A 24,780-nucleotide genomic window follows, 5' to 3' on the forward strand; every position below is an offset into this window, starting at 1 on the left:
AGATTCTGCGTCGCCGCTCAGGACGACCGGTTCAGATCACGTTGAAGAGCGTGAGATTACTGACGCGCGTGAAAGTGCTTTGGCTGGCTTCCAACGCGGTCAGAGTGTTCTGCAGACGGATGATCACATCGGCGATGTTGGTGTCGCCAATATCAGAGCGCTTTTCTGCGATATCGAGAAAGCGAATGGCCTGATCATCTTCAATTGCTTCCACCCAAGCGGCTCTTGTGCCCACAATTGTTTGCCCCCGATTAGCGGCGTTCAAAGCCTCGTCGAGGCCTGCAAGCGCCGTTTGTGCAGCGGCTTGAGGATCGGGCGAGGCACCCCGCAAATCTGCGGCGAGCTGACTGAAGACTTCAAAGCTGCTGGTGGGAGTACCATTCACGTCAAATTCGAATAGGGAAGCGCCAGTGATGCCGCGCTCAATATCAGTTCCGGGAGCCACTGGGACAGTGCCCACTTGCCCGTTGCCTGCATAGGTTACTGTGCCATCAGGGGCCCGCGTGAACGCAGGTGCCCCTGCCGTGCCTGCAAAAAGCGGCGCGCCGGTGATGGAAATCGCATTGGAACGAGTGAAAAGCTCATCGCTCAGTTGCTCAAGCTCATCGGCAATCGCGGCGCGGCCCGTTTCGCCTTGGGTGTCGTTGGCCGCCTGAACCGCCAGTTCGCGGGCCCTCTGAATAAGGTCAACGACCCCGGTGATCTGGTTGGAGGTCTCCTCCAAATCCTGACGCAGGCGCGCTGCATTTTCCTCTTCGGTTTCCCCGCGTACCTCAAGCCGGGTGAGCGAGCGAAGGCGCGAGGCGGCGACCGGGTCATCGGACCCGCGCTGAATACGAACGCCCGTTGCGATCTGGGTTTGAAAGCTCTCTGCGTCTTCTCGCAAAGTCGCCAATTGGCCCAAGGACCGTTCAAAGAACGCGCCGGTGGAGTTGCTGACAAAGCTCATCAACGTAGCCCCAGAATTGTGTCAAAGATATCGTTTGCGACCTGAATTATACGGCTGTTGGCTTCGAACGCCTGTTGCAACCGAATGAGGCTCGCTGCTTCCTGATCAAGGTCAACGCCCGTTTCGGTCAGCAACTCCGCCGCCGCGCTGCCTGCTATGATCGAAAGACCTTCGCGCGTGGTCTCAAGGGATGAGATGCGGCTTGAAAGCGAAAGGAGCATCCGGTCTGTCTCGGCAATCGGCCCGTCGTCTGCGCCTATCGATGCAACGAGATTGGCAAGATTGGTGGTATCCCGGCTGCCCGCAGGCGATCCCAGCGGGGCAAGCGCCAATTGGTCGCCATCGGTAAGCGCGAGTTCGATATCACTGGCATTGGTGCCTGAGAACAAAGGCTGTCCCGGGGTGCCATCAAGCGCTGCCCCATTGGCCTGCGCATTGTTGGCGCGGGTGATGGTGGAAAGGGCGATGGCGTCCAGATTGTCTGCCTGATCACGAAGATTGGCGAGCGCAGAAACCCGGCCCGCCTGTGCACCGCTAACAGGTGTGAAGGTGAGACCATCAAGCGCAAAAGACGCTGTGCCATCTGCGGCAATGTTTGACGTAATGGTATTGGCCGAAGGTCCATCGACAAGCACCGGGCCGACTTCGCCAGCGGGTGCAGGCGTTGTCACCAGGCGCACTGTCGCAGCGCCGATCTCGTTAAATTCAACTTCGAGGTTAAACTCCTCGGAGATATCGCGAAGCGCGGCATCACGCGCGTCAAATAGATTGGCCTGCGAGGCCGTACCGGGACGCACATTGACAAGCTCGCGGTTGATCCGCGCAAGCTCAGTGGCTGCCGCATTGGCCTGCTCTGTGCCCACACCAACCGCGCTTTGCGCAAGCGCACTGGCATCGCTCAGGCCGGTTTGTGCCGATTGAAAGGTCACCGCCAATTGGCGCGCTCTTTCAACAGCGCCTGTGCGAAGCGCTGGATCAGTCGGGTCGCTTTCAAGCAGGGTTAGCGAGGCTTCGAATTCGACTAGCCCGCGAAACAGCCCCGATTGCTCCAGCGCCAGTTCCGCATCGCGAAGCGCGGCGATATCGGTATCGGCACGCTGCACATCAGAGGCGCTGTCTCTTGCCCGTGACTGGAGCAATTGATTGTCCGGGCGAACGATCCCGCCAATCCGCACGCCTGAAAGCGAATCGCTTGTCGAGAAGTCGATGACCGCACTGTCTGCTGCCTCCGTAAGGCTCAGCGTGCGCCGGACGTAATCCGGGTTCGACGCATTGGCGATATTTTGCGCGGTCACCTCTATGCTGGCGCGCGCGGCTGTGGCCCCTGATTGGCCAATCGAGATGAGGTCTATAGGCATTATTCATTGGGTGTAGCGGAGACGAATTGAGCAAGCTGTTCCTCGATACTACGCGCAAACCCTAGGGCGCCTGATTGCGATGCGATTTCGGCGAAATGTTCATCGCGCATGGTCTTAAACTGTTTCATGCCGCCGCCGGTAAGGGGCGCATCCTCGGTGAAAGGCGTCTCGCGCGCGGCCTCAAGGAATTTGCGGATCATGATCGCCTCAAACCCTTGCGCTGCCTCGCGCAGTTCCTGAAGTTCAGGGGAAACCGCCTCCGGCTTTGCAGCGCTCGCAGGTCCAACAGAGCCGATCACAAGATCACCATTTCGGCTTGCAAAGCGCCCGCTTGCTTCATGCTTTCCAGGATCACGACAAGGTCGCTTGCAGCAACGCCAAGCAAATTCAGCGCATCGACAATTTCGTTGAGATTGGCTGCACCGGGGAAAAGCGCGACGCGGCTGTCGGCTTCTTGAATTGTGATCTCGCTGTTTTCCTCTATCGCGGTCTCACCATTGGCGAAGGGTTCGGGTTGGACCACCGTGGGGCTTTCATCAATCCTGATCACCAGCTTGCCGTGGCTGATCGCAGCAGGGGCAAGTTTCACCGCCTCGTTGATCACAACGGTTCCGGTTCGCGAATTGATGATGACCTTGGCAGCCACTGGCGCCGCTCTCACGGGCAGCATTTCAATCGCTGCAAGCGCTTGTGAGCGTTCGTCATTTCCAAAGGGAAGCGTCAATTGCACGCTCACCCCGTCTTCGACTTTGGCCATGCCGGGATACATCGAGTTCACCGCATCGCGCACTCTTGCAGCGGTGAGAAAGTCGGCTTGGTGGAGGTTGAAGCGCAAAGTGCCTTCGCGGTCGAAACCGGTGGCAACGCCTTTCTCGACCGTCGCCCCGTCGGCAATCCGTCCCACGGTTGAGACATTGACCGAAACCTGTGACCCATCGCGCCCGGAAACGCCTAAGCCGCCAACGGCGACGTTGCCCTGTGCCATCGCATAAATCTGCCCATCGGCTCCATAAAGCGGGGCCAGCACAAGCGCGCCCCCCGAAGGGAGCGCGCCTGGCCCAGGGTAGACACAGTGATGTCAATGCGCTGCCCCGGCTTTGAGAAAGCGGGCAATTCAGCGGTGATAATAACAGCAGCAGCGTTGCGCAGGTTCGGGCTTACCCCCGGGGGCAATTGCAGACCCAAGCGGCCCGAAACCCCGCGCATGGCTTCGCGCACATATTCAAGGTTGTCATCGCCTGTCCCCTGAAGGCCAACGACAATGCCATATCCTGTCAATTGGTTGGCACGCAGCCCCTCAAACTGGCCCAGATCGCGGATACGATCGGCCCGCGCATCGGCAGGCATAATCGCCACAAGAGCGGCCAAAAGGGTGAGGCAGATACGGGTGATAAGCATGGTCAAATGGCCTCAATTAGAAGGGGGAATGAAAGGGGGAATTAGAAGGGGGAGATTGTGCTGAAAAAGCGTTGGAGCCAGCCGGGGCGGCTCGCTTGCTGGACGGCGCCCTTGCCGGTGTAGATGATCCGCGCATTGGCAACGCGCGAGGAGGGAAGCGTGTTGTCGCTATCGATATCGACGAGGCGAATGCGCCCTGCAAACTGCACCCATTCATCGCCTTGGCTCAATGCCATCTGTTTCTCGCCCACGACCTCGGCGGTCCCATTGGGATAGATTGCTGCGATGGTGACAGTGACGATACCGTTCATCTGACTTTGCTGCCCCGCGCTGCCATTGCCCGCAAAAGAGCTTTGCCCGTTGCTGGCGATGGAGTTGGGGTTGAGGAAAGCGAGCGGTCCTGAGACCGGCGGGAACAAAGCAATGCTGCCATCGCGGTCGGTTGCGCTGTTGGTGCTTTTGGAGGTGCTGGTGCTCTCCAACAAAGTGATCGTCACCATATCGCCAAGCGTGCGCGCACGGGTGCCAACGACAAGCGGGGAATAGCCTTGCGAGGCCTGATAAATCGCGCCCTTTGTGCCCATATCGCTGCCCGCGACTTGGACCGGTGCCATGGGAGGGGGAGGCGGCGCGTAGAAGCCAGCCTCGCGCTTGGACCCGGCGGTCATGCAAGCGGAAAGAGACAAAGCGCAAGCGCCGACAATAAGAACCCTGGAAACCTGCATGGTAAATGCCATGGTAAATACACCTTTGAGTTAGAGCGTTTGGTTAGCGTTGCGCAGCATCTCGTCGACGGCGCTCACCATGCGGGAATTGATTTCATAGGCGCGTTGGGCCTCGATCATTTCGACAAGCTCCTCGACGACGTTCACGTTCGAGGTCTCCAGCATCCCTTGGCGGATGTTCCCGCGCCCAAATGTGCCAGCAAGGCCCACATCGGCAGGACCGCTGGCCGCCGTCTCAATCAGGAAGTTGTCGCCGATCTTTTGAAGGCCTGCGGGATTGATGAAATTGGCAACTTGCAACTGGCCCAATTGGATGGGCGCTGCCTGCCCGTCTTGGGTTGCGCTGACCGTGCCATCGGGCCCGATCTGAATGCTGCGCGCGCCCTGGGGCACCTGAATGGGCGGGGAGAGCTGAAACCCTTGCGCGGTCACCAAAGTGCCTTGTGCATTGAGGCTGAAATTGCCTGCTCGGGTGAAGCCGATCTGACCGTTTGGCGGGATCTCCACTTGAAAGAAACCCGGCCCATCCATCGCCACATCGAGCGTGTTTCCCGTCTGGTTCAAGGTGCCCTGGCTTTGGATCTTGGAAGTGCCCTGAACTTGCACGCCGGTGCCAAGGTTAAGCCCCACCGCAAAGGCGGTTTGGTTGGTCGATTGCTGACCGGCGACACGCTTTTCCTGATAGGCAAGCGTCGCAAAATCCACACGGTCGCGTTTGAAGCCTGAGGTGCCGATGTTTGCAAGGTTGTTCGCAATCACCCGCATGCGCGCATCTTGCGCTTCGAGCCCGGTTTTGGCGACGTGGAGGGCGGAGGATGGCATGGTCTAATAGTCCTTAAATTCAGCGCATACTAAGCAGGCCGGAGCTTGCTTCATCGAGTTCGCCAGCGGTTTGGATAATGCGCGCGCGCTGTTCAAAAGCGCGCTGGGCATCGATCATGTCGACAAGGGCAGAAGCTGTATTGACGTTGGATTGCTCAAGCGCGCCCGGCGTCACGCCAGCGGTCGGATCAGCAGGAAGCGCGCCGCCATTTGGCACTTTTAGGAAGCTGTCGATCCCCTTGACCAATGGGCTTCCTTCAGCAGACACAAGCTTGATCTTATCAAAGGCTGCAGCAGGTGCGCCGGGCGCGGCAGGGTCAGTGCCAAGCACCGAACCATCCCCAGCAATCCGGATTTGGAAGCCGGCTGGCACAGTGATCGGGACCCCGCTTTCGCCCAGCACGGGGAGCCCTTCGCCATTTTCCAACACGCCAGAGGCCGCGACGCGCATGTCGCCGCGCCGGGAGTAAACTTCGCCGCCATCGGGCCCTTGAAAAGCGATCAGGCCATCGCCTTTGACCGCAATATCCAATGGCTGCCCGGTGGGGTTGACGCTGCCAACGCTCATATCGGCGCTGCGCACAAAGCCGCGCGCCATCGCACGCGCCTCGAGCCCAAGCACTTGGTCGCGCGACTGGTCTTTGACCGTTGCAGGCGTGACTGAAAACAGCTCCTGGCGAAAACCGGGCGTGTTGGCGTTGGCCAAATTGTTGGCGGTCATACGCTGGCGGTTCATCGCTGCGTCCATGCCGGTAAGGGCGGTGTAGATCAGACGGTCCATGGCTTAGCTCCGCGGCGTGTCAATTAGCTCTGAAGGTTGAGGACAACCTGCGAGATGGCAGTGGCGGTATCGAGTGCCCGCGCGTTGGCCTGAAAGTTCCTTTGAGCGGTCAGGAGCGACACGGTTTCCTCAGCCAGATCGACATTCGAGCGCTCAATCGTACCGTTGCGAATTTGACCAAAACTGCCCTCGCCCGGATTGCCATATTGGACCGGCCCAGAATTGGCGGTGGCTTCCCATTTGGTCTGACCGATCGAGCGAAGGCCGCTGGTCGCGGGGAAAGAGGCAAGGGCGATCTGCGCAACCGGCTCGCTTGTCCCGTCTGAATAAGACGCGCTCACCACGCCTTGTGTGTTGATTGATACGTTCGAAAGTCCCGAGCCAGCGCCATTGGCGGTCGGGATGGTAATTGCAGCTGGAACCGCCGATGTGGGTGTGCCGGTCGCATCGACAGGAAAGCCTTGGACCAAGTCGCCGCTTGAATCGACTAGGCCACCTGATGCGATGACTTCAAGCGCACCATTGCGGGTGAAGGTCAGGTCGCCTGTGTTCGGGTTGGAGGTGGTAAGAAAGCCGTCTCCGCTAATAGCCACATCAAGGCCACGGCCGGTTTGAACCAACGAGCCCAGTGCGAAATCCTGAGTGATGCTTTGGACCGAGGAACCGATGCCGGGGGTCAGCCGCGGGTCAGTGCTGCCGCCGGTTGCAACGATATCGGCAAAGGCGGTGTTGCTCTTTTTAAAGCCATTGGTCTCAGCATTGGCGATATTGTGCGAGATGACGGCAAGGTCAGTCTGTGCGTTTTTCATGCCGCTAAGCGAGGTGAAGAAGGACATGGGGGAATTTCCTTTGTCTGTAGGGGAATGGGTTTAGATGAGGGACTGGCCGCCTGCGGGGTTAAGCGCGGCATTGCCGGCCGCCTCCGCCGCCGCTTGCGCCGCCTCAGCAGCCTGTGTTGCCGCCTCGGCAGCGGCCGTTTGCGCGTCGATCAAAGAGTCCAATTTGGCCGCGATGTCATCGAGGGTCGCATTGCCTTCAATGTTCGATTCAAGCGAAGAAAACTGCGCCAATTGCGCGAGCATCTGTTCATTGCTTTGCGGCTCCAGTGGGTCCTGATTGGCCAATTGCGCTGTCATGAGGCGGAGGAAATCGGAAGAGTTAAGCTGCGAGGCGGCGCTTTGCTGAACGATTGAACCGGGCGCATTCAGCCGGTCGAGCGTCTCATTCACGCCTGCTGGTAAGGTGCTGGAAAGACTAGTCATGATCAGTTGCTCCTCAGGGTGTCCATCATCAATTGTTTGGCGGTTTGGAGCGCTTGCACCATGTTCTGGTACTGTCGCGCGCTCTCCATAATCTCGAGCATTTCAGCGCTCTCATCGACGGGCGCATCGTAGACAAAGCCCTCTGCATTCGCCTTGGCATGGGACGGATCGTAGCGTTCCACTGGCGCTGAATTGGTGCGCACAAGCTGGGTCGAGGTGACGGTCGCGATACCGGACACCCGGTCGAGCTCGGTTGCGAACACTGCGCGGATCGGGCGGTAGGCTTCGGCCTCGCTGCTTGCCACGGCATTTGCATTGGCAAGGTTTGAGGTTGCCGCGTTCATCCGCACAAGCTGCGCGGACATTGCGCCTTCTGCGAGATTGAAAAGGGTCGGGGGACGGCTGTCAGACATGGATTACTCCCCCTTCAGTGCTCTGGTGATGGTGTTGACCTTGCCCTGCACGAATTCGAGGGTCGCCGAATACGCCAGCGCGTTTTCAGCAAAGGCGATCTGTTCGCGGCCAAGCTCGACCGTGTTGCCATCAAGCGAAGGCATCGCGGTCTGGCGGTAAAGCAAATCCGGCTCGCGAGAAGATGGCCCTGATCCCATGGGCGCACCTGTCCTCTGGGCAAGTTTGGCCTTTAGCCCTGCGTCAAAATCAACGTCACGCGCCTTGTATCCAGGGGTTGCAGCGTTCGCGATGTTCGAGGCGATCACCCGCATACGCTGCGATCGCACTTCGAGCGCGGCGCCGTGTATTCCGAAGATTGTCTCGCTCATGATTGAGGCCCTTGGATCGAGTTGAAACCTGTGTGAGCCTTAGGTTGCAGCAAGCGTGCCAAACCTTGGATTTGTGCCCCTTTGCCGGGTTTTGATTGGATCTGTCGGGGGAGACGGCAAACGCTTGCAGGCTTTCGGCAAAGCCCTGCCCAAATGCACTGCCCAAAAGAGCTGCCTAAGCTTGCCTGACGGCTTAAAATTCAACCCGCTCACCCGTTCTAGGCTCTGCCACCTTTTCAACCGGGCGCGGGGTCTTGCCGTGTCCTCAAGATCACAATTCTCGAAACCACCCATTCTTGAAACAACGAGGCGGGAGACACGCAAAAGCCATGACCGAGGCAACCAGCCTTTTGGACCCGCTCGCGCTGGCGATTGTGCTGTTTGGAACCATCCTCGCAACCTTTGCGCGCGAGGGTTGGCAAGATGTGGCAAATGCAATCACCGCAGCGATGAAGCTGGGGCGTAAGGGGTTTGACGCGGACGCTGCACGTTCAGCGCTCGCCCGCACGATTGCCGAAATCAACCGGCGCGGCCATCTGGGCGCACAGCCGGTCGATCCGCCAGATGAGGCCACGACTAAGCTGCTCAACACCTACATCCGCAGCGGCTCTATCGATGCGATGATGAAACTTGCGCGCACACAGCGATTGGAGCGCGATATTCGAAGTGTTGCCGCAACCCGCGTTTATGAAACCGCTGGTGAGCTCGCGCCAGTGTTCGGCCTTGTTGGAACTCTCTTTTCCATCACACAGCTGATGCCCGATATGGAAACAAGTTCTGCGGACATTGTCATGGCGAGCGTTGCTGGCGCGGTCTTGTCCTCGCTTTACGGTGTGCTGAGCGCCAACCTTTTGTTTTATCCTCTTGCGCGCGCAATTGAACGGCGCGGCGATAAAGAAGAGGTGGAGCGCAGCCTTCTGCTTGAGTGGTTTGAAGGCGAGCTGAGCGATAGCCGGACACCGCCTGTCCGACGAAACGCAGCGATTGGACCGGGGATCGAACCGGGGATCGAACCGGGGATCGAACCGGGGATTGAAAGCCTCAGAGGTGCTGCGTGATCACGCGCGCTGGTCATCCGCGCGCCGGCCTTGGGGGAGGCAATGGGTGGCAATTGGTGCTCGCCGATTTGGCGCTGATCCTATTCCTTGTGACGCTCACCGCATTGGTGAACTCCAACAGCGAGGACAAAAACGCATCCAGCCCCAGCCCCAACCTGAGCCCCAACCTGAGCCCCAACCTGAGCCCCTTCGTGGCTCCTGCACAGGCGCTCTTTCGTCCGACAGATCGCGGCCCAAGCCTTGCTCAGTGGCTGGCAGAACAGCCCGCTGACCCGCGCCTGACACTAACCATCATCGCCCAGCATAGCGGCGAGGACCAAGAAGCTGTGTGGCAAGAGGTGCAGAATTTGGCAGCCAGTGTCGCAAAGTCTCCCATTGCGCTGCGTGTGATCATCTCACAGGCTGAGGAAAGCGATATCTACGCAAGCCTTGCCTATGATGAGCCGGCGGACAACCAATAAGGCTCACTACACAACATAAAAGGGGCAGAACCTTTTCAAGCCCCACCCCATAAATACCCAAGTTTTAAAGAATTTGCGCGTCGCCGATCAGCCGATAAGAACGCGGTCCCTGCCGCCTTCCTTTGCCTCATAAAGTGCAGCATCAGCGCGGGTGAGCGCCCCGCGCCTGTCATCAAAATTCTGCACCGCGCTAACCCCTGCTGAAAAGGTAACCCGGCCAAAGGATTGCCCGTTGTCGCGGTTCACCATTTGGCGCGAGGAAAGATCGATGCGAATGTCATCGAGCCTGTCGGCTGCATCCTGAGCGGTAAGGCCGGGGAACATCACGACGAATTCCTCTCCGCCGTGGCGTGCTGCGAACAGATGCTTGCCCGCGTGCTTCTTAAGCGTATTGGCAATCGCGATAAGGACCCGGTCCCCTGCATCATGGCCATGCGTATCATTGATCGATTTGAAATGATCGACGTCGCAAAAACCAAGCGACAAGCGCTCGCCCTTTTCCTCTGCACGTTTGGCCGCAAGCTCAAGCTGGCGTTCGAACGCGCGGCGATTGGGAAGGCGGGTCAGGTGATCAACATCAGCCTGCGCGCGCGCCTCGGCAAGGCTCTCTTTGAGCTCGGCAGTCTCAGACTGGCTTTTCTTCATCGCCTCTTCGACCTGGACAATTCGTTCAAGCATGACGCGCGACAGATCCACCAATCGCTCAACCCCATTGCCAGGGCCAACCTCTTCAGCGCTTTTGGCAAGTTCAGAGATTTGTGCATCCAATGCACCGCGATGCTCGCTTGTCTCCGATTGAGCGCTTTGCGTGGTCTGAGCAAACTTGGAAAGCGATGTCTCAACCCGGTCAAGCAACCCTTCAAGCGCATTGGCTCGGTCATCCTCGCGGGTGTGCATCTTGCGAACCTCGTCGAGCCAGTTTTGGGAGATAGGCTCACGCGAAATCTCGCGCGTTGCAAAAATGCGTGCAAGACCTGCATCCGACCCGGAAAGCCCGGCCACAATAGTCGACAAGTTCGCACCCGTCAGAGCCACATCGTGTTTGAGTACGAATTCGCTAACCCGCTCCATCAACTCGCTGCGCCCCTCCCTTGCCCGATCGCGTTTGGGAGCCTCCTTCGCTGATGACGATTGATCAGATGCAACGGAGGAATGCTTCTTCATTGGGGATGCCGCGCTCATTCGGTCTTTCCTTTTAGGCTTAAGGAGTGGCGTTGCATCCGAAATAGCCAAGCGAGCTTAAGGCTGACCTGAAAGCTGCACTGCGACTTCCCCTTAGTGAGGATTTGGCCGGATTGATGGCAAAGAGTGGCGCATCGACCCTTGCAAAAATCAAACACACAATTTGGCACGAGGTTTGCTCGGCAGGTGGTGCTGAGCCGCTGCGTCAAATGGCTTGGTCCGGTGGTTTGGCCCAGTGGTTTCGCCCAGTGGTTTGGCCCGGTGGTTTGGCAGCAATTGCCGACAGGAAGGAAATACGATGAAAACGAAAACCTCCCCCAGCGCTTAGAAGTGCGGCTGATTATGACCGCAATAACGGTTACCAGCCTGCCACTTTTTGCCGCCCTGGCCTCGGCACAAGATCGCACCCAAAGCGCCTATACCGACCCGGCCCAGATCGACGCCGCCGTCGAGGCCTTTACCGGCGCTGGCATTGGCGAGGTCGGCGGTGCCCGGCTTCCTGCTGATCGCCGATTGAAACTTGCCGCGTGTGAGGAGCCGCTCAAAGTGAAATGGCACGGGCGCGCCCAGACCATTGTCCGGGTGGATTGCACAGGCCCCAATTCCTGGCGCATTTTTATGGCCACAAGCTCGGTCAAACCTGCCCCTGACATCCCCAAAGTTGTCGCGCGCGGCGACCCGATCACCGTGCTTGTGAGGGGGCGCGGCTTTAGCGTTCAACAAAGCGCAGAGGCCATGGAAGCTGGCGCTATCGGAGACTGGATCGCGGTGCGCACACAGCGGCGTGCAGATGCCATTCGCGCTCGTATAGAACGCCCCGGCCTTGCGGTTATCCCTGTAGGCTAAAACGCGATCCCATGAAATTTTTGGCACCCCCTCTTAATATGCGGACACACAGCCCGTCTTAAGCCTCGTAGGAGCACCGGGAGAAGCATCATGCCCTCTTTCGAAATGAACAGATTGCAGTCGATAACGGGCGTTAGTCCGACCTCTTCTGCTGACCACGCCAAAGCGAAGCTCGCTGCCGATGGGAGCGTGTCTGGCTCTGGTGCTGGAACAGCGAATGCGCCGTCCTCTGATGGGATCGCAGTGGAGGTGAACGCGCCTGTACAAAGCGGCCCGCCAGTGGACGCAGACCGCGTGGCCGAAATCCGCAGCGCCTTGCGCGACGGAACCTATCCGCTTGTGCCTGCAAAAATCGCAGACGCTATGATCGCGGCGCAATTGAAGTTTGAGATCGAACAATGACCGTGAAGCCAGGCGATGATAGCATTACCGATCTTGCCGGCAAACTGCGGCAAATGATTGCCGTCCTGCAAGAAGAGCGGCAAGCGCTTGCCACGTTGCAACCGGCCGCTTTGATCGAAGTCACATCGGTCAAAGAAGGGCTGTGCCAGGCCTTGGCCGATTATGGCGCTGGGTCGATCGATCCAGAGTCGCGCGCTTTGTTAGAGACAGCAAAGTCACTAAACGACGTCAATCGCCGGGTGCGCAACCTTCTGGCAGCCAATGTAGCAGGCCGCCTAGAGGCGCTGGGAGCAGATCAGCACAAACAACACGCCTATACCGCGAAGGTCGCTGGCTAGCCGCCAACCTGTAAGGGTTCACACTGAAATTACGGGCCGAGCAAATTGGCCGAGAAACTTGGCCGAGAAAATTGGCACGGTGCTTGCTCATCTTTCTGGACGTTAACCATACCAGAAAGTTCAAAAGCGAGCGGCACCTGTGTCACAACCCCCTCTCTTTCCGCCCAATGCGCGCCCCGCGTTTGAGACTGCTCAAAGAACGTTTCAAACGCGCGCGTTTGAGCAGGCGAACATAGATCAAGAGCGCCTCAGGAACGGGGCCTCTCGCCAGATCCCTCAAGCCGCTGCCGCTTCGAGTTCTCGTGCCAACGGCCCCATCACGGTTGAGCGCGCCATTGCCAATGCGTCTCAGCAAACGGGGATCGATTTCGACTATCTCATCGCGCAGGCGCAAGTTGAAAGCGCAATGGACCCCGCCGCGCGGGCCCGCACTTCCTCGGCAACCGGGCTTTATCAGTTTATCGAGAGCACTTGGCTTGAAACCATGCAGCGCCACGGAGACCGCTTTGGTCTTGGCAATGTTTCATCGCAGATACGCAAGGGCGCAAGCGGCGCTGCTTATGTCCCGGATGCTGGAACGCGCCAAGCCATCCTTGACCTTCGCAATGACCCGCAAATTGCCTCCTTGATGGCAGCGGGTCTGGCCGAAGATAACCGCGCGCATTTGGCCCCCATCCTTGGCCGTCAGCCCGATCATTCAGAATTGTATCTGGCGCATTTCCTTGGTGCAGGCGGAGCAGGACGGTTCTTGTCAGCGCTTGATCAGAACCCTGACGCAAACGCATCGGCCCTTTTCCGCCGCCCGGCTGCTGCCAACAAGCCAGTTTTCTATGAACCCAATGGGAGCCCTCGCTCCTTGCAAGGGGTGATGGATTATTTGAGCGGCAAGCTTGAACGCGCGCGCGCCAATTCCGGGGTATCGCCGCAAGACGCATACGCCATTGCTGCTTTAAGCCCGCCCAGTGTTGGGACAGCTCAAGGGTTCGGGCCTACACAAACCGTGCCTAACCAAACAGCCGAGCGCCCGCCCTATCTCATCGCCGATGAGCGCGTCTTCGCACCGCAATCCCCGCCTGTGATCACCGGGCAAGGCCGCCCCACAATAGCGGCGAGCGCGCCCCTGCCGCTGGCACAGCCCGGCTCACGCCAACCGGTTTCCACCATGCTGCGATCCACCTTTGAAGAGGCAGGCGGCGGGGCTTCCAGCAAGGCCACCCAGGACCAGATCGCCCGGGCTTATGAGCAATTGAAAGCGCTTGGATTTTGATTTTAGAACCCATGTCCCGCGTCTCCTGGATGGAGCGCCTTCGTGAAGCGCCTGCTGCTATGGCTTTGCCGGTTGGCATATTCGGCCTGTTTGTGCTGCTCGTGCTGCCGATCCCGCCGCTGCTTCTCGATATGTTTTTCGTGCTCAACATCGCGGTCGCAGTCGCGGTTTTGATGGTGGCCTTGAATGCGCGCGCGCCGCTCGATTTCTCGTCCTTTCCCACCGTTCTGCTTTTCGCAACGCTCCTGAGGCTGGCGTTAAACGTCGCCTCCACACGGATCGTGCTGGTCAATGGGCATGAAGGGGGCGCGGCGGCTGGCGAGATTATTGAGAGCTTTGGGCAGTTTCTTGTCGCGGGCAATTTTGCCGTGGGTCTGTTTGTCTTCATCATCCTTTTGATCATCAATATGATCGTGATCACCAAGGGCGCAGGCCGCGTGTCAGAAGTCTCCGCCCGCTTCGTCCTCGACGCCTTGCCAGGCAAACAAATGGCGATCGACGCCGATATTGCCGCGGGCCTTATCACCGCTGACGAGGCAAGAGACCGCCGCCGCGAAGTTACGATTGAGGCCGATTTCTACGGCTCAATGGATGGTGCCTCCAAGTTTGTGAAAGGCGATGCGATTGCAGCGCTCCTTATCCTTGGCGTGAATATCATCGCAGGTTTCGCGCTTGGTATGATCAGCCACGGACTTTCTGCGGCGCAAGCGGGTGAGCTCTATATCACTTTGGCGGTCGGTGACGCTTTGGTCGCGCAAGTGCCAGCGCTCCTCCTTTCCATCGCTGCTGCGGCCATCGTCACACGGGTTGCCGATAAACGCGACCTTTCAGGCCAAATTGGCGGGCAGTTCGCAGACCCACGAGGGTGGCTTCCGGTTGCCGCCATCCTTGCAGCCATTGGCACAGTGCCCGCCATGCCCCAGCTCATCTTCCTCCCCGCCGCAGCGATTGCCGCAGCGATATGGTGGGCCCTTTATAAGAAGGCCAACGCGCCCATCGTGGAGGAGGAGGAACCCAAAGAAGAACCCTCCCCCGACAAAATCGACATCACCGAAGTCTCTGATCAGACCTTGGTCACACTGGAGCTTGGCTATGGCATTGTCAGTCTGGTCGATGAGAAGAAGGGCGCGCCGCTTCTCACTCGGATCACCGGCATCAGAAAGCAACTCTCACGCGAGCTGGGCTTTGTCCTGCCCCAGTTCCGCATTCGCGACAGTTTAGAGGCGGGCGCAAACGATTACGCAGTGCTGCTTGGCGGGTTGGCGATTGCGCGCGGCACAGTGAAGCCGGGCAAATTGCTCGCCATTGACACAGGCGATGTGCAGGCAAGCCCCCTATCGCGGTCTTGGCATCAGCGGCGAATACACACGCGATCCCAGCTTTGATTGCCCGGCATTGTGGATCGATCCGTCGCAGCGCGACCTTGCCACCGCCGAAGGGTTCATGTGCGTGGACGCCAGCACGGTTGTGGCAACCCACGCCAATCAGGAACTCCTGACCCAAAGCTATCAGCTCCTTGGCCCAAGCGAAGTCAGCGCCATCATCGAAGACCTCAAAACCCGCGCGCCTGCTCTGATCGACGCGGTCCACCCGGAGCCTCTGACTTTGGCCGCGCTTACCCGGATACTGCGCGCGCTTATTGCCGATGGGATCGGGCTCAATCACCCGCAGCCCCTCTTCACCTCGCTCGCCCTTGCTTTGCAAACAACACAGGACTTTGACGCCGTCATAGACAAAGTGCGCGCGGACCTTGGCGCGCGATTGGTGGCACGCGTGGCTCTGCCGCAGGAACGCCTTAAAGTCGTAACCCTTGAAGCAGGGTTGGAAAGCGCGATCCTTGGCGGGATGATCGACCCTTCAACCGGGCAACCGTTGATAGAGCCCGACTTGGCCTCGCTCATCGTTGCGCGGGTCAATGCCGCCATCAAAGAGGCTGGTGGACCTGTTGCCATGATTGTCCAACCGCCCGCCCGACGTGCTGTGGCAAACCTCCTAAAACAACGCGCCGCGCGCGCGCTCGTGCTCTCCATTAACGAGCTTCCCCCGACCCAGCCGGTCGAAGTGGTGAGCGTGATTGGACAGGAAGCGCCTCCCGCTACGGGTCTTCCCGCACCCGGCTCTGAAACCGATGATAGTGCCGCCGTGCCACAAGGCGTATCAGCATGAAGCACGATGTGTCTGGATTTGGCGCTAAAGCCTATGGCGAGGTCGCCTACGCAGCTGTCGCCCGCGAAGAGGTGGAGGACCGCGTGCGCCGGTTTCTGCCCCTCGTCCACCGTGCAGCGTGGCATATCTATGGCTCAGGGCGCGATGGGATGGAGGTCGAGGATCTCGTTCAATCCGGAATTGTCGCGCTCACCGAATGCGCGCGGCGTCACGATGGCCCTACCGAAGATGGCTTTGCCGCTTATGCCAAAATTCGCGTGCGCGGCGCGATGTTCGATCTTATCCGCAAACAGATGCACGACACGCGAACGGCGCGAAAGAAACGCGCCCGCGTTGTGCAGGTGATTGAGGAATACAAAACGCTCACCGGCGAAGAGCCCAGCCGCGATCAGATTGCCAAAGCTTTGAGCATCAGCGATGCAGAGCTCCTTGAGATCGAGGCCTCGGCGGTCACGCTTACCTCAATCAATGACGCTTATGATGAAAGCAATTCTGCTTTCGCGAGCGAAGAGCCCGACCCCTTCGACATCCTATCAGGCCAAGAAGACCGCGAGCGTTTAGTCGCAGCCATGAGCAAGCTGCCCGAGCGGCTTATGCTGGTGTTGCAATTGTTCTTTGTCGAGGAATTGAACCTCACCGAGATCGCGCAGGTGTTGGAGGTTAGCGTTCCAAGGGTGCACCAATTGCGGGCCAAGGCGCTGAAAGATTTGCGCAAGATTCTCGAAGCAGGCTGACGGCCCGCTCGAATGTCGATAGAGGCCTTGCGATAGGGAGGCCCAATTGCTCGCAAAACTCACCAACAACTTTGCCTTGCTCACGGTTTTGGGCGTGGCGCTGGCTTGGGTTTATCCGCCTTCGATGACGTGGATGACCAATGGGAGCATCACTGTCGCGGGCCAGCCGCTTTTGTCGGTGGCGCTTGGGCTGATCATGCTCGCGATGGGGCTGACGCTGAGCTTTGATGACTATCGGCGGCTGACCGAGCTTCCCAAGGCTTTGGTCGCCGGGGTCGCGCTGCAATTTGCGGTGATGCCGCTGGCTGGTTTTGGGATCGCTTGGGGTCTGGGGCTGGAAGAGGGGCTGGCTGTAGGCCTTATCCTTGTTGCTTGTTGTCCGGGCGGGACGGCCTCGAACATTGTGGCGTATCTTGCGCGCGGCAATGTCGCGCTTTCGGTGGCGATGACCATGGTGTCGACCTTTGCAGCCATTGCCCTGACGCCGCTTCTCACTGGAGAGCTTGCGGGCACCTATGTCGAGATCGATCGGTGGAATTTGCTGAGGAACATGGTCGCGATTGTCTTGGTCCCAGTGCTTTTGGGGAGCCTTTTGAACCGGCTTTTCCCAAGCTTTGCTGAACGGGTGAGCACGTTTCTCCCACTGGTGGCGGTGGTCCTGGTGATCTTGATTGTGGGCGGCATTGTTGGCGGGGCCAAGGCGCAGATCGCCGAACATGCGGGCGTGCTTTTGCTGGCGACTTTGCTGCTTCATGCGATTGGATTTGCGTTGGGATATGGCCTTGCGCGCATGCTTGGGCTCGGCGTGCAAGAGGCGCGCACGATCTCTATCGAGGTGGGAATGCAGAATTCGGGGCTTGGGTCAGGGCTGGCCAAAACCCCTGCGTTCCAAGCGCAATTTGCAAGCGCCACTCAGGCCGCCCTTGCGCCAGTGCCCGCCGCAATTTCGGCTGTTTGGCATGTGCTCATCGGGAGTATTCTGGCGAGCTGGTGGCGGCGCAAGGGTGACTAGCTAAACCTATCGAGGCGGCCGGCCGAGTGGTTACAACGCGCCCGCCCCAAAGAGTTATTTGGGGCCGAACGGGCGCGGGCTCATCGCCTTTGACGGTAAGCCGGGTTATATCTGAAGTTCGCGCACATCAGCTTGGTCTATTCCAGTCCACTTTCTTCGCGCCACGGCGAGTGCGGGGTACTTCGGGACATCGGTGCCGAGTTTGTCGAGTGCATCTTGGCGCAGTCCTTTTAAGACTTCGGGGGTAGCCAAAGACGTCTCGCCTCTCAGAAAAGAAGCAGCCTGAGCAGGGTTCTCGTAATGATGGGTGGGCTCAAGCTCGCGAGCAATCATCCCCAATGCATTGCGAGCCACAGCAAGTTGGAACTTGTCATGTCCTGAAACCTGATCCTTTAGGGTAGCGAGCCATTCGGAAACCGCTGCAGCGATTTCTCCACGATCTGCCTCACCTTTGCGCGCACCCATCTTCCAAACCGGGTCCAACGGTCGCGCCCGCTCCTCTTCGGGCGCATCCTCTTCCAGCAGCATCAGAAGGTCCAATTCCTGCTCGCTCGTGCGCCGCGAAATCACCACGCGTTCTAGCATGCGGTCTTCGCCCGAACGCCAGATGCGCGCCATGTTGAGACAGCCCAGCGCCCACCAAACCGTGCGGTGGATCAGCCAATAGCGGAAGCGTTTGCGGTCCACTTGGCGGCCGCTTTCCGCCTCATAAGCGGCGAAGTAGTCCTCCAATGCCCCAAGTCCCAAAGCTGGCCGGTCGTATCGGTGGAAACGCCACACTGCCATGCAGCCGAAGGCCAAATCCTCGTGGCGGTCGCCAAAATGGGCAAGCTCCCAATCGAGCACGCCCGTGAGCTTACCCGGCTCGCACAGCAGATTGCCCATGCGATAATCGCCATGGTTGAGCACCGGCTCAGTCGCCTGTGGCGGACAATTGTCCTCCATCCATTTAAGGCCCAGCGCGATAATCGGGCGATCCCCGCCAGCCTCTTCGAACTGTTCACGCAGCCGTGCAATTTCCGCGCGGTAGTCCATTACCGGCACATCAGCGGGTACGTCATCGCGCCCGAGCGAGTGAATGCGCGCCAGGTCCCTTGCGGCCTGTTTCAAAATCTCGCCCCGGCCTTCAAACTCCAAAATCTCCTTGGGGTTCGGGGTGCCGGGAAGCGCTTGCATGACAAAGCCAGAACCGATGCCATCGGCGGGTTCCAGCTCAGCGACGACGACCGGTGCCGTCACCCCGGCCGCCTTGGCTGCTCGGATTACCGCAGCTTCGGTGTCATGGCCAAAGGGGCGGCCCTCCATAAACTCAAGGCTGGGCGCGCGGCGAAGGACAAAGCCTGCGCCGCCACTCAAGAAATGCCAGCTTTCCATGGTCGCGCCGCCCGTGAGCCGGGCAAGGCCCGTGGGCGCACCAAGTCCTGCGCGGGCACACACCCGCGCAATCCCCTCCAATAGCTGATCTTGCGATGCGTCCCCCACGCCTGGCTAACCCTCCCTAGTCGATTTTCTTGCGAAGACGTTTGGCGCGCGCTTTGGGGCTTGGGTGGGTCGCGGTCCAAGCGGCAATGCCGCCCCCGCCGCTGCCGCCGTTCATCGCCTCCAGCTTCTCAAGCGCGGTCACACACGCCTGAACGTCGTATCCATTGTCCTGCATGAACGCGAGCGCGTAATCGTCGGCCTGCTTTTCGTGCTTCTGGCTGTGCTGAGCGCTGATGACGTTACCAAAGAATTTGCCAATCTCAGAATTTGCAATCGATCCAATCCGACCATCAGCGGTGCCCGCCACACTCAAAGCGGCTTCTTGTTGCAGAGCGCCTTGCATGCGTTTTTTCGTATGCTCGCGCTGAACATGGCCGATTTCGTGACCGATGACATAGCGCACTTCATCATCGGTGAACTCATCCATCAACCCTGCAAAGATGCGGATTGTGCCGTTCGCCATGGCAAATGCGTTCACATCGCTCACAAGGTAGGCTTTGATATCAAGGTCGAGCCCATCGTAATTCTCAAGACCGCGCGAGAGCGCAGCCAAACGCTGACCATAGGGATCATCAGGTCCGGCAACCGGATTTTTGGAGTCCATATCCTCGCTCATCTGATCGAAGAAAACCTTCATCTCCGCATCAGAATAGCTTGCGGCTTCGGCGATCTTTTTCGCGGACCCCATGATGTCGCCAAAGCTCTGCGCGCTGACTGGACCAGCAAGACTGACCCCGCCAAGCAATGCGGCCATCGCCGTGAAATCTCTACGTGACATCGAAGTGTTGGAACGACCCATTATCTCTCTTCCCAAGCAAAAAATTCAAATAAGAATCAAAAGAGACGAGACCTATGTCGCGCTAGGTCCCGTCTCCGGAATTACTCTATACCCTATTTCGGGGTATTACTTAAGCGACGACGTTATCCTTCTTAATCGTAATCACTTGCGGATAGGTGAATTCCTTCATTCCATCGAGCCCATATTCTGCACCAAAGCCCGATTGCTTGTGACCGCCAAAGGGCGCAAACGGCGACAGGTGCATGAACTCATTGACCCAAACGGTGCCCGTTTCGAGCTTCTCAGCAATCTCAACGCCTTTGTCTGTGTCCGCTGTCCAAACAGCGCCCGCAAGGCCGTATTCTGAGTTGTTAGCGCGCTCGATCACCTCGTCCTCGGTTGAGAACTTCATCAAAGGCATGACAGGGCCGAACTGTTCTTCGGCAACAATGCGCGCGTCTTCTGGTGGGTTATCGAGGATGGTGATCGGCACATAATAGCCTGTGCCCGATGGGTCCTTGTCCCCGCCGGTCAGGAATTTGTAGCCGTTGTCCTTAGCATCTTCGATCAGCTCAAGGACGCGGTCATACTGCTTCTTGTTCTGGATCGGGCCGACGCCGGTGCCTTGCTCTGACCCATCGCCCACTTTCACATTGGCAGCATATTCAGCGATAGCAGCGGAGAGCTCATCATAGATGTCTTCGTGGATATAGACACGCTTGGCCGCAATGCAGACCTGGCCTGCGTTCTGGAAAGATGACCAGAAGAGCTGCTCAGCAACCTTCTTAGGATCAGCATCTGGCAGCACGATAGAGGCGTCATTTCCGCCAAGCTCAAGCGTGATGCGCTTAAGATCGGCCGATGCGCCTTCCATAATGCGTTTGCCGGTTTCGGTTGAGCCGGTGAAGGTGATCTTGTCGATGTCCGGGTGACCCGTGATCATCGGGCCAAGCATGTCTTCGCCGGTGATGATGTTGACGGTGCCAGCAGGCACCTTGTCCGCGATCAGCTCTGCCACGCGAAGGGTGGTGAGAGGCGTGAAGGGCGAAGGTTTCAGAACAATCGTACAGCCGCTCATAAGCGCTGGCACAATCTTCTGGATCGCCATCATCAGCGGGAAGTTCCAGGGCACAATGCCGCCCACAACGCCCACGGGCACGCGGCGGGTGCGCGAGAGGCGCTGGTCGCTATCTTCGCTGATCACATCTTCAAGTTTCAGCGTTGATTGCGCTTTGGAAATGCCAGCTGCGCCAAAAATCTCGCCCTGAGCTTGCGCGTGGGGTTTGCCCTGCTCGCTCGTCAGAAGGCGGAAAAGTTCGTCTGAATTGTCTTTGATAGCCGCAGAAATCGCCATGCAGGCCGCTTGGCGCTCCTCATGCGAAGTGTTCTTCCACGTCTTGAAGGCCGCGCGCGCCGCGGCAACCGCGCGGTCGAGTTCGTCTGCGCCGCATGCGGGGACCTGACCGATCACCTCTTCATTGGCAGGATTTACAACATCCAGCCATTCGCCGTTTTCGACCATCTCACCATTGATGAGGTTTTTGTATTGGGTGACCATTTCTCTCTCCGTCAAAAGACTCAAACTTTGCTTTGAAACCACGTTGGACCTTTGAGAGCAAAAATCAATTGCCAATTGCAACGGGTGGAGGCTGAGGGGCGATGAAAAGTGATAGGGCGGCGTTGCGCCCAAACGATGCGCCTCTATTTGTAGCGCACACGCAAGGAGACCAAATCAATGACTGACGCCGCAAACGATCTCGTGATCTATGGCAGCCCCGTTTCGCCTTTTGCGCGCAAAGCCATGGGCGTGTGCATTGAAAAAGGCGTCGCATTTGACTTTGAAGCGGTGAGCATCATGCCGATGCCCGATTGGTTCAAAGACATCTCCCCCATGCGGCGAATTCCGGTCCTGCGCGACCGCTCTGTGTCAGAGGAAGGCGAGGCGGGCACCATCGCCGACAGCTCCGCCATCTGTGCCTATATCGAGCGCAAGCATCCCGAACCTTCGCTGTACGGCACAACCGCTTATGGCCACGGCCGCGCTTTGATGATGGAGGAATATGCCGACACGACCCTCGCCATGGCGGGCGGTCTTGGCATCTTCCGTCCGATCTTCTTCAACCTTGTGCAGGGCAAGGAGCCCGACGTTGAGAAGGCGCGCGAAACATGGGCCAATGAATTTCCGCCGATCCTTGGCTATTTGAACGGCCAGATCGAGGGACAGGAGTTCTTCGTCGATGACACGCTTTCAATCGCCGATATCGCCGTCACAGCGTGCCTTATGCAGCTTGCGATGGTCGCTGAAATGGAGCTTGGCGATTATCCAGCACTTGCCGCGCATTATGAGCACATGACAGCGCGGCACTCTATCGCTGGGCCTTTTGCCAAGGCAGACGGCTTTATTCGCAAGGCCTTGCCCGAGCGTATCCAACTGACCTAAAGGTCACGCTGAAAACGCAAAAAGGGACGCGCCCAAACAACATGGCCAAAAACTGGTGCATCGGGATCATCGGAGGCTCTGGCCTATACGATATTGAGGGGATCGAGGAGGAGCAGTGGCTTCACCTCGACACGCCTTGGGGCGATCCGTCCGATGAAATCCTGTTTGGCCGGATCGGCGATGTGCAAGTGCGGTTCCTACCACGCCATGGAAGGGGTCATCCGACCTCCCCGAGCGAGCTCAATTCACGCGCCAATATCGACGCTCTAAAGCGCGCAGGGTGCACCGATATCCTCGCGATCAGCGCGGTAGGCTCGCTTCGCGAAGAGATTGAACCGGGCCGCTTTGCGATTGCTGAGCAGTTCATCGACAACACCAAAGCGCGCGCCTCAAGTTTCTTCACCAGCGGATGCGTGGCCCACGTTTCAATGGCGGACCCGGTGTGCCCGCGCCTTTCCGAAATGGCGGCCAAAGCGGTCTCTGCGGCCAAAGGCAAAGTCGCCGTGGGCGCGACCTATCTAGCGATGGAAGGCCCGCAATTTTCGACCCGCGCGGAAAGCCACATGTACAGAGCATGGGGCGCAGATATCATCGGCATGACCGCCATGCCCGAGGCGAAATTGGCGCGCGAGGCGGAGCTTCCATACGCGCTGATGGGAATGGCGACCGACTATGATTGCTGGCGTGAGGGCGAAGAGGCGGTCGATGTTGCCAGCGTCATGGAAGTGATGAAGGCTAATGGTGAGCTTGCCAAAAAGACGGTGCTGAATTTTATCGCTGGCTTGCCCAAAACGCGCGAAGCTTCGCCCATCGACACCTGCCTTGATACAGCGATTGTGACGTCGCCGGATGAGCGCGATCCGGCACTTTTGGCAAAGCTTGATGCTGTGGCAGGACGGGCGCTTAAAACCAAATAGGAAGGGGCCACCCATGGCAACTCGGCGAGATGTATTGAAGGCAAGCGCGATTGGCGCTGCGGGCGGCGCTATGGGCATGGCTGCGCCTGCGCTGGCGAGCCCCGGCATTACCATCCCACCACCCATCTCCAATGAGGAACGTGCCATTCGCATTGAGGCTGCACAAAGCCTGATGCAAGCCCAAGGCTTTGGCGGGATCGTCATCGAAGCGGGCACCTCAATGCTCTATTTCTCCGGCCTCACATGGCGACAATCGAGCCGCCTAACAGCGCTGGTGATCCCTGCCGAGGGCGCGCCCGTCGTGATCACTCCGGCCTTTGAAGCAAGCAAACTCGCTGAGCTTATGATCATGCCGATGGAAGTGCGCACGTGGGAGGAGCATGAGAGCCCTACCGCGCTTATTGCCAGCGTGCTCGATGATCGCGGCGCGAAAGGTCCGATCGGATTGGAGCGCACCACGCGGTATTTCGTCGCAGAGGGCCTGCGCAAAGACGCACCTTCTCGCAAAGTGGTATCAGCAACGCCTGTTGTCGCCGCGCTGCGCCAGATAAAATCCCCGCGCGAAATTGGCCTGATGCAGGCGGCATCCGATATCACCATGCAGGCCTACCGCGATATCTATCCGCAAGTCACCAAAGGCATGACGGGCCGCGATATCAGCACTCTAATGACGCAAGCGACACGCAATTACGGCGCAAGGCCAACCTTTGCATTGGCGCTGGTAAGCGAAGCAAGCGCATACCCCCACGGCTCCAAAAAGGTGCACGAGGTCGCGGATGGCGAAGTTATCCTGATGGACTGCGGCTGCGATGTGCATGGGTACAAATCCGATATCTCGCGCACATGGGTCCACGGCGGCGCAAACGCAGAGCAAACCCGCGTCTGGAAAACGGTTCGCAAGGGTCAGGATATCGTGATGGAAATGGCGCAGATCGGCGGCACCTTTGGCGCGGTCGATGATGCGGTGAGGGACTATTACGAGGCGCAAGGTTTTGGCCCGGACTACAAAACCCCCGGCCTCTCCCACCGCACCGGCCACGGCATCGGCATGGATGTGCACGAAAACCAATTCGTCGTGCGCGGCAATGAAACACCAATCGCGGCCGGCATGTGCTTCTCGAATGAGCCGGGCATTTACCTGCCGGGCAAGTTCGGCGTTCGCTCCGAAGACTGTATTTACATGACGCAGGAAGGCCCGCGCCTCTTCACTTCGCGCGCGCCCAGCGTGGACAACCCAATGGGCTAAAGCGCCCTAACGATCCTTCCAGCGGCCCTTCACAGGCTCAAACTTGTCCACCCGTATCGACTGCCACACACCGCCGGTCACGTAAGGGTCATCGTTGACCATCGCGCGCGCAGAGGCCTCGTCATCAGCCTCGATAATCAAGAGCGAGCCCACAAACTCTCCCGCCTTGTTCGTCAGCGGCCCGGCGGCAAGATAGTTTTTTGAGTGCTCTTTCATATGCTTGCGCTGCTCTTTGAGGTGCAACTCGCGCAAGGTTTCACTGTCCTCTCCATCGCGGCAATAAAAACAGAACAGGGCCATGGGTCTCTCCGAAGGGGAATCAGCGTGAGGGTGTTATATAGGCCATATTCGTCCGCAGACAGGCCTTCAAGCAG

At 58.7% G+C, this 24,780-nt stretch carries 28 protein-coding genes and 1 pseudogene; 13 read left to right on the plus strand and 16 right to left on the minus strand.

Going from position 1 to position 24,780, the window contains the following annotated elements:
- Positions 1-31: 31 nt before the first annotated feature.
- The 11 genes and pseudogenes from AC0V61_RS05305 to flgB form a co-directional block, all read right to left on the minus strand.
- Positions 32-949, minus strand: a complete 918-nt coding sequence (locus tag AC0V61_RS05305; RefSeq protein WP_486156228.1) for a flagellin N-terminal helical domain-containing protein — start codon at positions 947-949, stop codon at positions 32-34.
- A complete protein-coding gene (flgK, locus tag AC0V61_RS05310; RefSeq protein WP_486156229.1) occupies positions 949-2,307 on the minus strand; it encodes a flagellar hook-associated protein FlgK in 1,359 nt (452 codons plus the stop codon). Before flgK ends, AC0V61_RS05305 begins: the two co-directional genes overlap by 1 nt.
- Entirely contained in the window at positions 2,307-2,606 is a 300-nt protein-coding gene (locus AC0V61_RS05315) for a rod-binding protein (RefSeq protein WP_486156230.1), read from the minus strand. Before AC0V61_RS05315 ends, flgK begins: the two co-directional genes overlap by 1 nt.
- Positions 2,603-3,705 (minus strand): annotated as a pseudogene (locus AC0V61_RS05320) (flagellar basal body P-ring protein FlgI). Before AC0V61_RS05320 ends, AC0V61_RS05315 begins: the two are co-directional and overlap by 4 nt.
- A gap of 41 nt (positions 3,706-3,746) precedes the next feature.
- Positions 3,747-4,442 carry a flagellar basal body L-ring protein FlgH gene (locus AC0V61_RS05325; RefSeq protein WP_486156231.1) on the minus strand — a complete coding sequence of 232 codons (696 nt, stop codon included), beginning with the start codon at positions 4,440-4,442 and terminating at the stop codon, positions 3,747-3,749.
- 18 nt (positions 4,443-4,460) lie between these two features.
- On the minus strand, positions 4,461-5,252 hold the full coding sequence (gene flgG, locus AC0V61_RS05330) for a flagellar basal-body rod protein FlgG (RefSeq protein WP_486156232.1): 792 nt from the start codon (positions 5,250-5,252) through the stop codon (positions 4,461-4,463).
- A gap of 19 nt (positions 5,253-5,271) precedes the next feature.
- Positions 5,272-6,033 carry a flagellar basal body rod protein FlgF gene (locus AC0V61_RS05335; RefSeq protein WP_486156233.1) on the minus strand — a complete coding sequence of 254 codons (762 nt, stop codon included), beginning with the start codon at positions 6,031-6,033 and terminating at the stop codon, positions 5,272-5,274.
- A gap of 23 nt (positions 6,034-6,056) precedes the next feature.
- Positions 6,057-6,869 carry a flagellar hook-basal body complex protein gene (locus AC0V61_RS05340; protein WP_486156234.1) on the minus strand — a complete coding sequence of 271 codons (813 nt, stop codon included), beginning with the start codon at positions 6,867-6,869 and terminating at the stop codon, positions 6,057-6,059.
- A 33-nt stretch (positions 6,870-6,902) separates the two neighbouring features.
- On the minus strand, positions 6,903-7,295 hold the full coding sequence (locus AC0V61_RS05345; protein WP_486156235.1) for a flagellar hook assembly protein FlgD: 393 nt from the start codon (positions 7,293-7,295) through the stop codon (positions 6,903-6,905).
- A 2-nt stretch (positions 7,296-7,297) separates the two neighbouring features.
- A complete protein-coding gene (gene flgC, locus AC0V61_RS05350) occupies positions 7,298-7,708 on the minus strand; it encodes a flagellar basal body rod protein FlgC (RefSeq protein ID WP_486156236.1) in 411 nt (136 codons plus the stop codon).
- Positions 7,709-7,711: 3 nt separating this feature from the next.
- Positions 7,712-8,077: a flagellar basal body rod protein FlgB gene (gene flgB, locus AC0V61_RS05355; RefSeq protein WP_486156237.1), complete on the minus strand. Its 366-nt coding sequence runs from the start codon at positions 8,075-8,077 to the stop codon at positions 7,712-7,714.
- A 329-nt stretch (positions 8,078-8,406) separates the two neighbouring features.
- Here flgB and AC0V61_RS05360 point away from each other — a divergent pair, with 329 nt between their 5' ends.
- Together AC0V61_RS05360 and AC0V61_RS05365 are read left to right on the plus strand one after the other, a co-directional pair.
- Entirely contained in the window at positions 8,407-9,135 is a 729-nt protein-coding gene (locus tag AC0V61_RS05360) for a MotA/TolQ/ExbB proton channel family protein (RefSeq protein ID WP_486156238.1), read from the plus strand.
- Entirely contained in the window at positions 9,132-9,596 is a 465-nt protein-coding gene (locus AC0V61_RS05365) for a hypothetical protein (protein ID WP_486156239.1), read from the plus strand. Before AC0V61_RS05360 ends, AC0V61_RS05365 begins: the two co-directional genes overlap by 4 nt.
- Before the next feature lie 87 nt (positions 9,597-9,683).
- Here the strand turns inward: AC0V61_RS05365 and AC0V61_RS05370 are convergent, their stop codons facing one another.
- Positions 9,684-10,778: a GGDEF domain-containing protein gene (locus AC0V61_RS05370; protein ID WP_486156240.1), complete on the minus strand. Its 1,095-nt coding sequence runs from the start codon at positions 10,776-10,778 to the stop codon at positions 9,684-9,686.
- A 141-nt stretch (positions 10,779-10,919) separates the two neighbouring features.
- Here AC0V61_RS05370 and AC0V61_RS05375 point away from each other — a divergent pair, with 141 nt between their 5' ends.
- The 8 genes from AC0V61_RS05375 to AC0V61_RS05410 all read left to right on the plus strand — a co-directional run bounded on the left by AC0V61_RS05375 (position 10,920) and on the right by AC0V61_RS05410 (position 17,543).
- Positions 10,920-11,624: a flagella basal body P-ring formation protein FlgA gene (locus tag AC0V61_RS05375; protein ID WP_486156241.1), complete on the plus strand. Its 705-nt coding sequence runs from the start codon at positions 10,920-10,922 to the stop codon at positions 11,622-11,624.
- A gap of 90 nt (positions 11,625-11,714) precedes the next feature.
- On the plus strand, positions 11,715-12,026 hold the full coding sequence (flgM, locus tag AC0V61_RS05380; RefSeq protein WP_486156242.1) for a flagellar biosynthesis anti-sigma factor FlgM: 312 nt from the start codon (positions 11,715-11,717) through the stop codon (positions 12,024-12,026).
- Entirely contained in the window at positions 12,023-12,364 is a 342-nt protein-coding gene (locus AC0V61_RS05385; protein ID WP_486156243.1) for a flagellar protein FlgN, read from the plus strand. The genes flgM and AC0V61_RS05385 overlap by 4 nt, the downstream gene beginning before the upstream one ends.
- Before the next feature lie 139 nt (positions 12,365-12,503).
- Positions 12,504-13,631 carry a transglycosylase SLT domain-containing protein gene (locus AC0V61_RS05390; RefSeq protein ID WP_486156244.1) on the plus strand — a complete coding sequence of 376 codons (1,128 nt, stop codon included), beginning with the start codon at positions 12,504-12,506 and terminating at the stop codon, positions 13,629-13,631.
- Positions 13,632-13,642: 11 nt separating this feature from the next.
- Entirely contained in the window at positions 13,643-15,016 is a 1,374-nt protein-coding gene (locus AC0V61_RS05395) for an FHIPEP family type III secretion protein (protein ID WP_486156245.1), read from the plus strand.
- The gene (locus AC0V61_RS05400) at positions 14,949-15,797 is read left to right on the plus strand and encodes an FHIPEP family type III secretion protein (protein WP_486156246.1); all 849 of its coding nucleotides are present in this window, start codon (positions 14,949-14,951) and stop codon (positions 15,795-15,797) included. Before AC0V61_RS05395 ends, AC0V61_RS05400 begins: the two co-directional genes overlap by 68 nt.
- Positions 15,794-16,531: a sigma-70 family RNA polymerase sigma factor gene (locus AC0V61_RS05405; RefSeq protein ID WP_486156247.1), complete on the plus strand. Its 738-nt coding sequence runs from the start codon at positions 15,794-15,796 to the stop codon at positions 16,529-16,531. The genes AC0V61_RS05400 and AC0V61_RS05405 overlap by 4 nt, the downstream gene beginning before the upstream one ends.
- Before the next feature lie 46 nt (positions 16,532-16,577).
- Complete coding sequence (locus AC0V61_RS05410) at positions 16,578-17,543, plus strand: bile acid:sodium symporter family protein (protein ID WP_486156248.1); 966 nt, start codon at positions 16,578-16,580, stop codon at positions 17,541-17,543.
- A 105-nt stretch (positions 17,544-17,648) separates the two neighbouring features.
- On the opposite strand, the gene AC0V61_RS05415 is transcribed toward AC0V61_RS05410, so the two are convergent.
- The 3 genes from AC0V61_RS05415 to AC0V61_RS05425 form a co-directional block, all read right to left on the minus strand.
- A complete protein-coding gene (locus AC0V61_RS05415; protein WP_486156249.1) occupies positions 17,649-19,025 on the minus strand; it encodes a phosphotransferase in 1,377 nt (458 codons plus the stop codon).
- Between the two features lie 16 nt (positions 19,026-19,041).
- Entirely contained in the window at positions 19,042-19,779 is a 738-nt protein-coding gene (locus tag AC0V61_RS05420; protein ID WP_486156250.1) for a M48 family metallopeptidase, read from the minus strand.
- Positions 19,780-19,933: 154 nt separating this feature from the next.
- The gene (locus AC0V61_RS05425) at positions 19,934-21,361 is read right to left on the minus strand and encodes an aldehyde dehydrogenase family protein (RefSeq protein WP_486156251.1); all 1,428 of its coding nucleotides are present in this window, start codon (positions 21,359-21,361) and stop codon (positions 19,934-19,936) included.
- Positions 21,362-21,538: 177 nt separating this feature from the next.
- Between AC0V61_RS05425 and AC0V61_RS05430 the strand changes: the two genes are divergently transcribed.
- From AC0V61_RS05430 to AC0V61_RS05440, 3 genes are read left to right on the plus strand one after another with little or no spacing between them, the layout of a single operon-like run.
- Positions 21,539-22,243, plus strand: a complete 705-nt coding sequence (locus AC0V61_RS05430) for a glutathione S-transferase family protein (protein WP_486156252.1) — start codon at positions 21,539-21,541, stop codon at positions 22,241-22,243.
- Between the two features lie 41 nt (positions 22,244-22,284).
- Entirely contained in the window at positions 22,285-23,160 is an 876-nt protein-coding gene (mtnP, locus tag AC0V61_RS05435) for an S-methyl-5'-thioadenosine phosphorylase (RefSeq protein ID WP_486156253.1), read from the plus strand.
- A 13-nt stretch (positions 23,161-23,173) separates the two neighbouring features.
- On the plus strand, positions 23,174-24,406 hold the full coding sequence (locus AC0V61_RS05440) for a M24 family metallopeptidase (protein WP_486156254.1): 1,233 nt from the start codon (positions 23,174-23,176) through the stop codon (positions 24,404-24,406).
- A gap of 6 nt (positions 24,407-24,412) precedes the next feature.
- Here AC0V61_RS05440 and AC0V61_RS05445 read toward each other — a convergent pair whose 3' ends face one another.
- Positions 24,413-24,706, minus strand: a complete 294-nt coding sequence (locus tag AC0V61_RS05445) for a YciI family protein (protein ID WP_486156255.1) — start codon at positions 24,704-24,706, stop codon at positions 24,413-24,415.
- Positions 24,707-24,780 lie beyond the last annotated feature (74 nt).

It is taken from the genome of Erythrobacter sp. JB1-4 (assembly GCF_057365025.1).

Excerpts from the sequence above, each read along its gene's own strand:
- flgB (WP_486156237.1), bottom strand. The coding sequence starts at position 8,077 with ATGAGCGAGACAATCTTCGGAATACACGGCGCCGCGCTCGAAGTGCGA.
- flgK (WP_486156229.1), bottom strand. The coding sequence starts at position 2,307 with ATGCCTATAGACCTCATCTCGATTGGCCAATCAGGGGCCACAGCCGCG.
- AC0V61_RS05440 (WP_486156254.1), top strand. The coding sequence starts at position 23,174 with ATGGCAACTCGGCGAGATGTATTGAAGGCAAGCGCGATTGGCGCTGCG.
- flgC (WP_486156236.1), bottom strand. The coding sequence starts at position 7,708 with ATGTCTGACAGCCGTCCCCCGACCCTTTTCAATCTCGCAGAAGGCGCA.
- AC0V61_RS05345 (WP_486156235.1), bottom strand. The coding sequence starts at position 7,295 with ATGACTAGTCTTTCCAGCACCTTACCAGCAGGCGTGAATGAGACGCTC.
- AC0V61_RS05430 (WP_486156252.1), top strand. The coding sequence starts at position 21,539 with ATGACTGACGCCGCAAACGATCTCGTGATCTATGGCAGCCCCGTTTCG.
- AC0V61_RS05360 (WP_486156238.1), top strand. The coding sequence starts at position 8,407 with ATGACCGAGGCAACCAGCCTTTTGGACCCGCTCGCGCTGGCGATTGTG.
- AC0V61_RS05335 (WP_486156233.1), bottom strand. The coding sequence starts at position 6,033 with ATGGACCGTCTGATCTACACCGCCCTTACCGGCATGGACGCAGCGATG.
- AC0V61_RS05405 (WP_486156247.1), top strand. The coding sequence starts at position 15,794 with ATGAAGCACGATGTGTCTGGATTTGGCGCTAAAGCCTATGGCGAGGTC.
- AC0V61_RS05425 (WP_486156251.1), bottom strand. The coding sequence starts at position 21,361 with ATGGTCACCCAATACAAAAACCTCATCAATGGTGAGATGGTCGAAAAC.
- AC0V61_RS05395 (WP_486156245.1), top strand. The coding sequence starts at position 13,643 with ATGTCCCGCGTCTCCTGGATGGAGCGCCTTCGTGAAGCGCCTGCTGCT.
- flgG (WP_486156232.1), bottom strand. The coding sequence starts at position 5,252 with ATGCCATCCTCCGCCCTCCACGTCGCCAAAACCGGGCTCGAAGCGCAA.
- AC0V61_RS05420 (WP_486156250.1), bottom strand. The coding sequence starts at position 19,779 with ATGGCCGCATTGCTTGGCGGGGTCAGTCTTGCTGGTCCAGTCAGCGCG.
- mtnP (WP_486156253.1), top strand. The coding sequence starts at position 22,285 with ATGGCCAAAAACTGGTGCATCGGGATCATCGGAGGCTCTGGCCTATAC.
- AC0V61_RS05445 (WP_486156255.1), bottom strand. The coding sequence starts at position 24,706 with ATGGCCCTGTTCTGTTTTTATTGCCGCGATGGAGAGGACAGTGAAACC.
- AC0V61_RS05370 (WP_486156240.1), bottom strand. The coding sequence starts at position 10,778 with ATGAGCGCGGCATCCCCAATGAAGAAGCATTCCTCCGTTGCATCTGAT.
- AC0V61_RS05325 (WP_486156231.1), bottom strand. The coding sequence starts at position 4,442 with ATGGCATTTACCATGCAGGTTTCCAGGGTTCTTATTGTCGGCGCTTGC.
- flgM (WP_486156242.1), top strand. The coding sequence starts at position 11,715 with ATGCCCTCTTTCGAAATGAACAGATTGCAGTCGATAACGGGCGTTAGT.
- AC0V61_RS05305 (WP_486156228.1), bottom strand. The coding sequence starts at position 949 with ATGAGCTTTGTCAGCAACTCCACCGGCGCGTTCTTTGAACGGTCCTTG.
- AC0V61_RS05385 (WP_486156243.1), top strand. The coding sequence starts at position 12,023 with ATGACCGTGAAGCCAGGCGATGATAGCATTACCGATCTTGCCGGCAAA.
- AC0V61_RS05400 (WP_486156246.1), top strand. The coding sequence starts at position 14,949 with ATGTGCAGGCAAGCCCCCTATCGCGGTCTTGGCATCAGCGGCGAATAC.
- AC0V61_RS05340 (WP_486156234.1), bottom strand. The coding sequence starts at position 6,869 with ATGTCCTTCTTCACCTCGCTTAGCGGCATGAAAAACGCACAGACTGAC.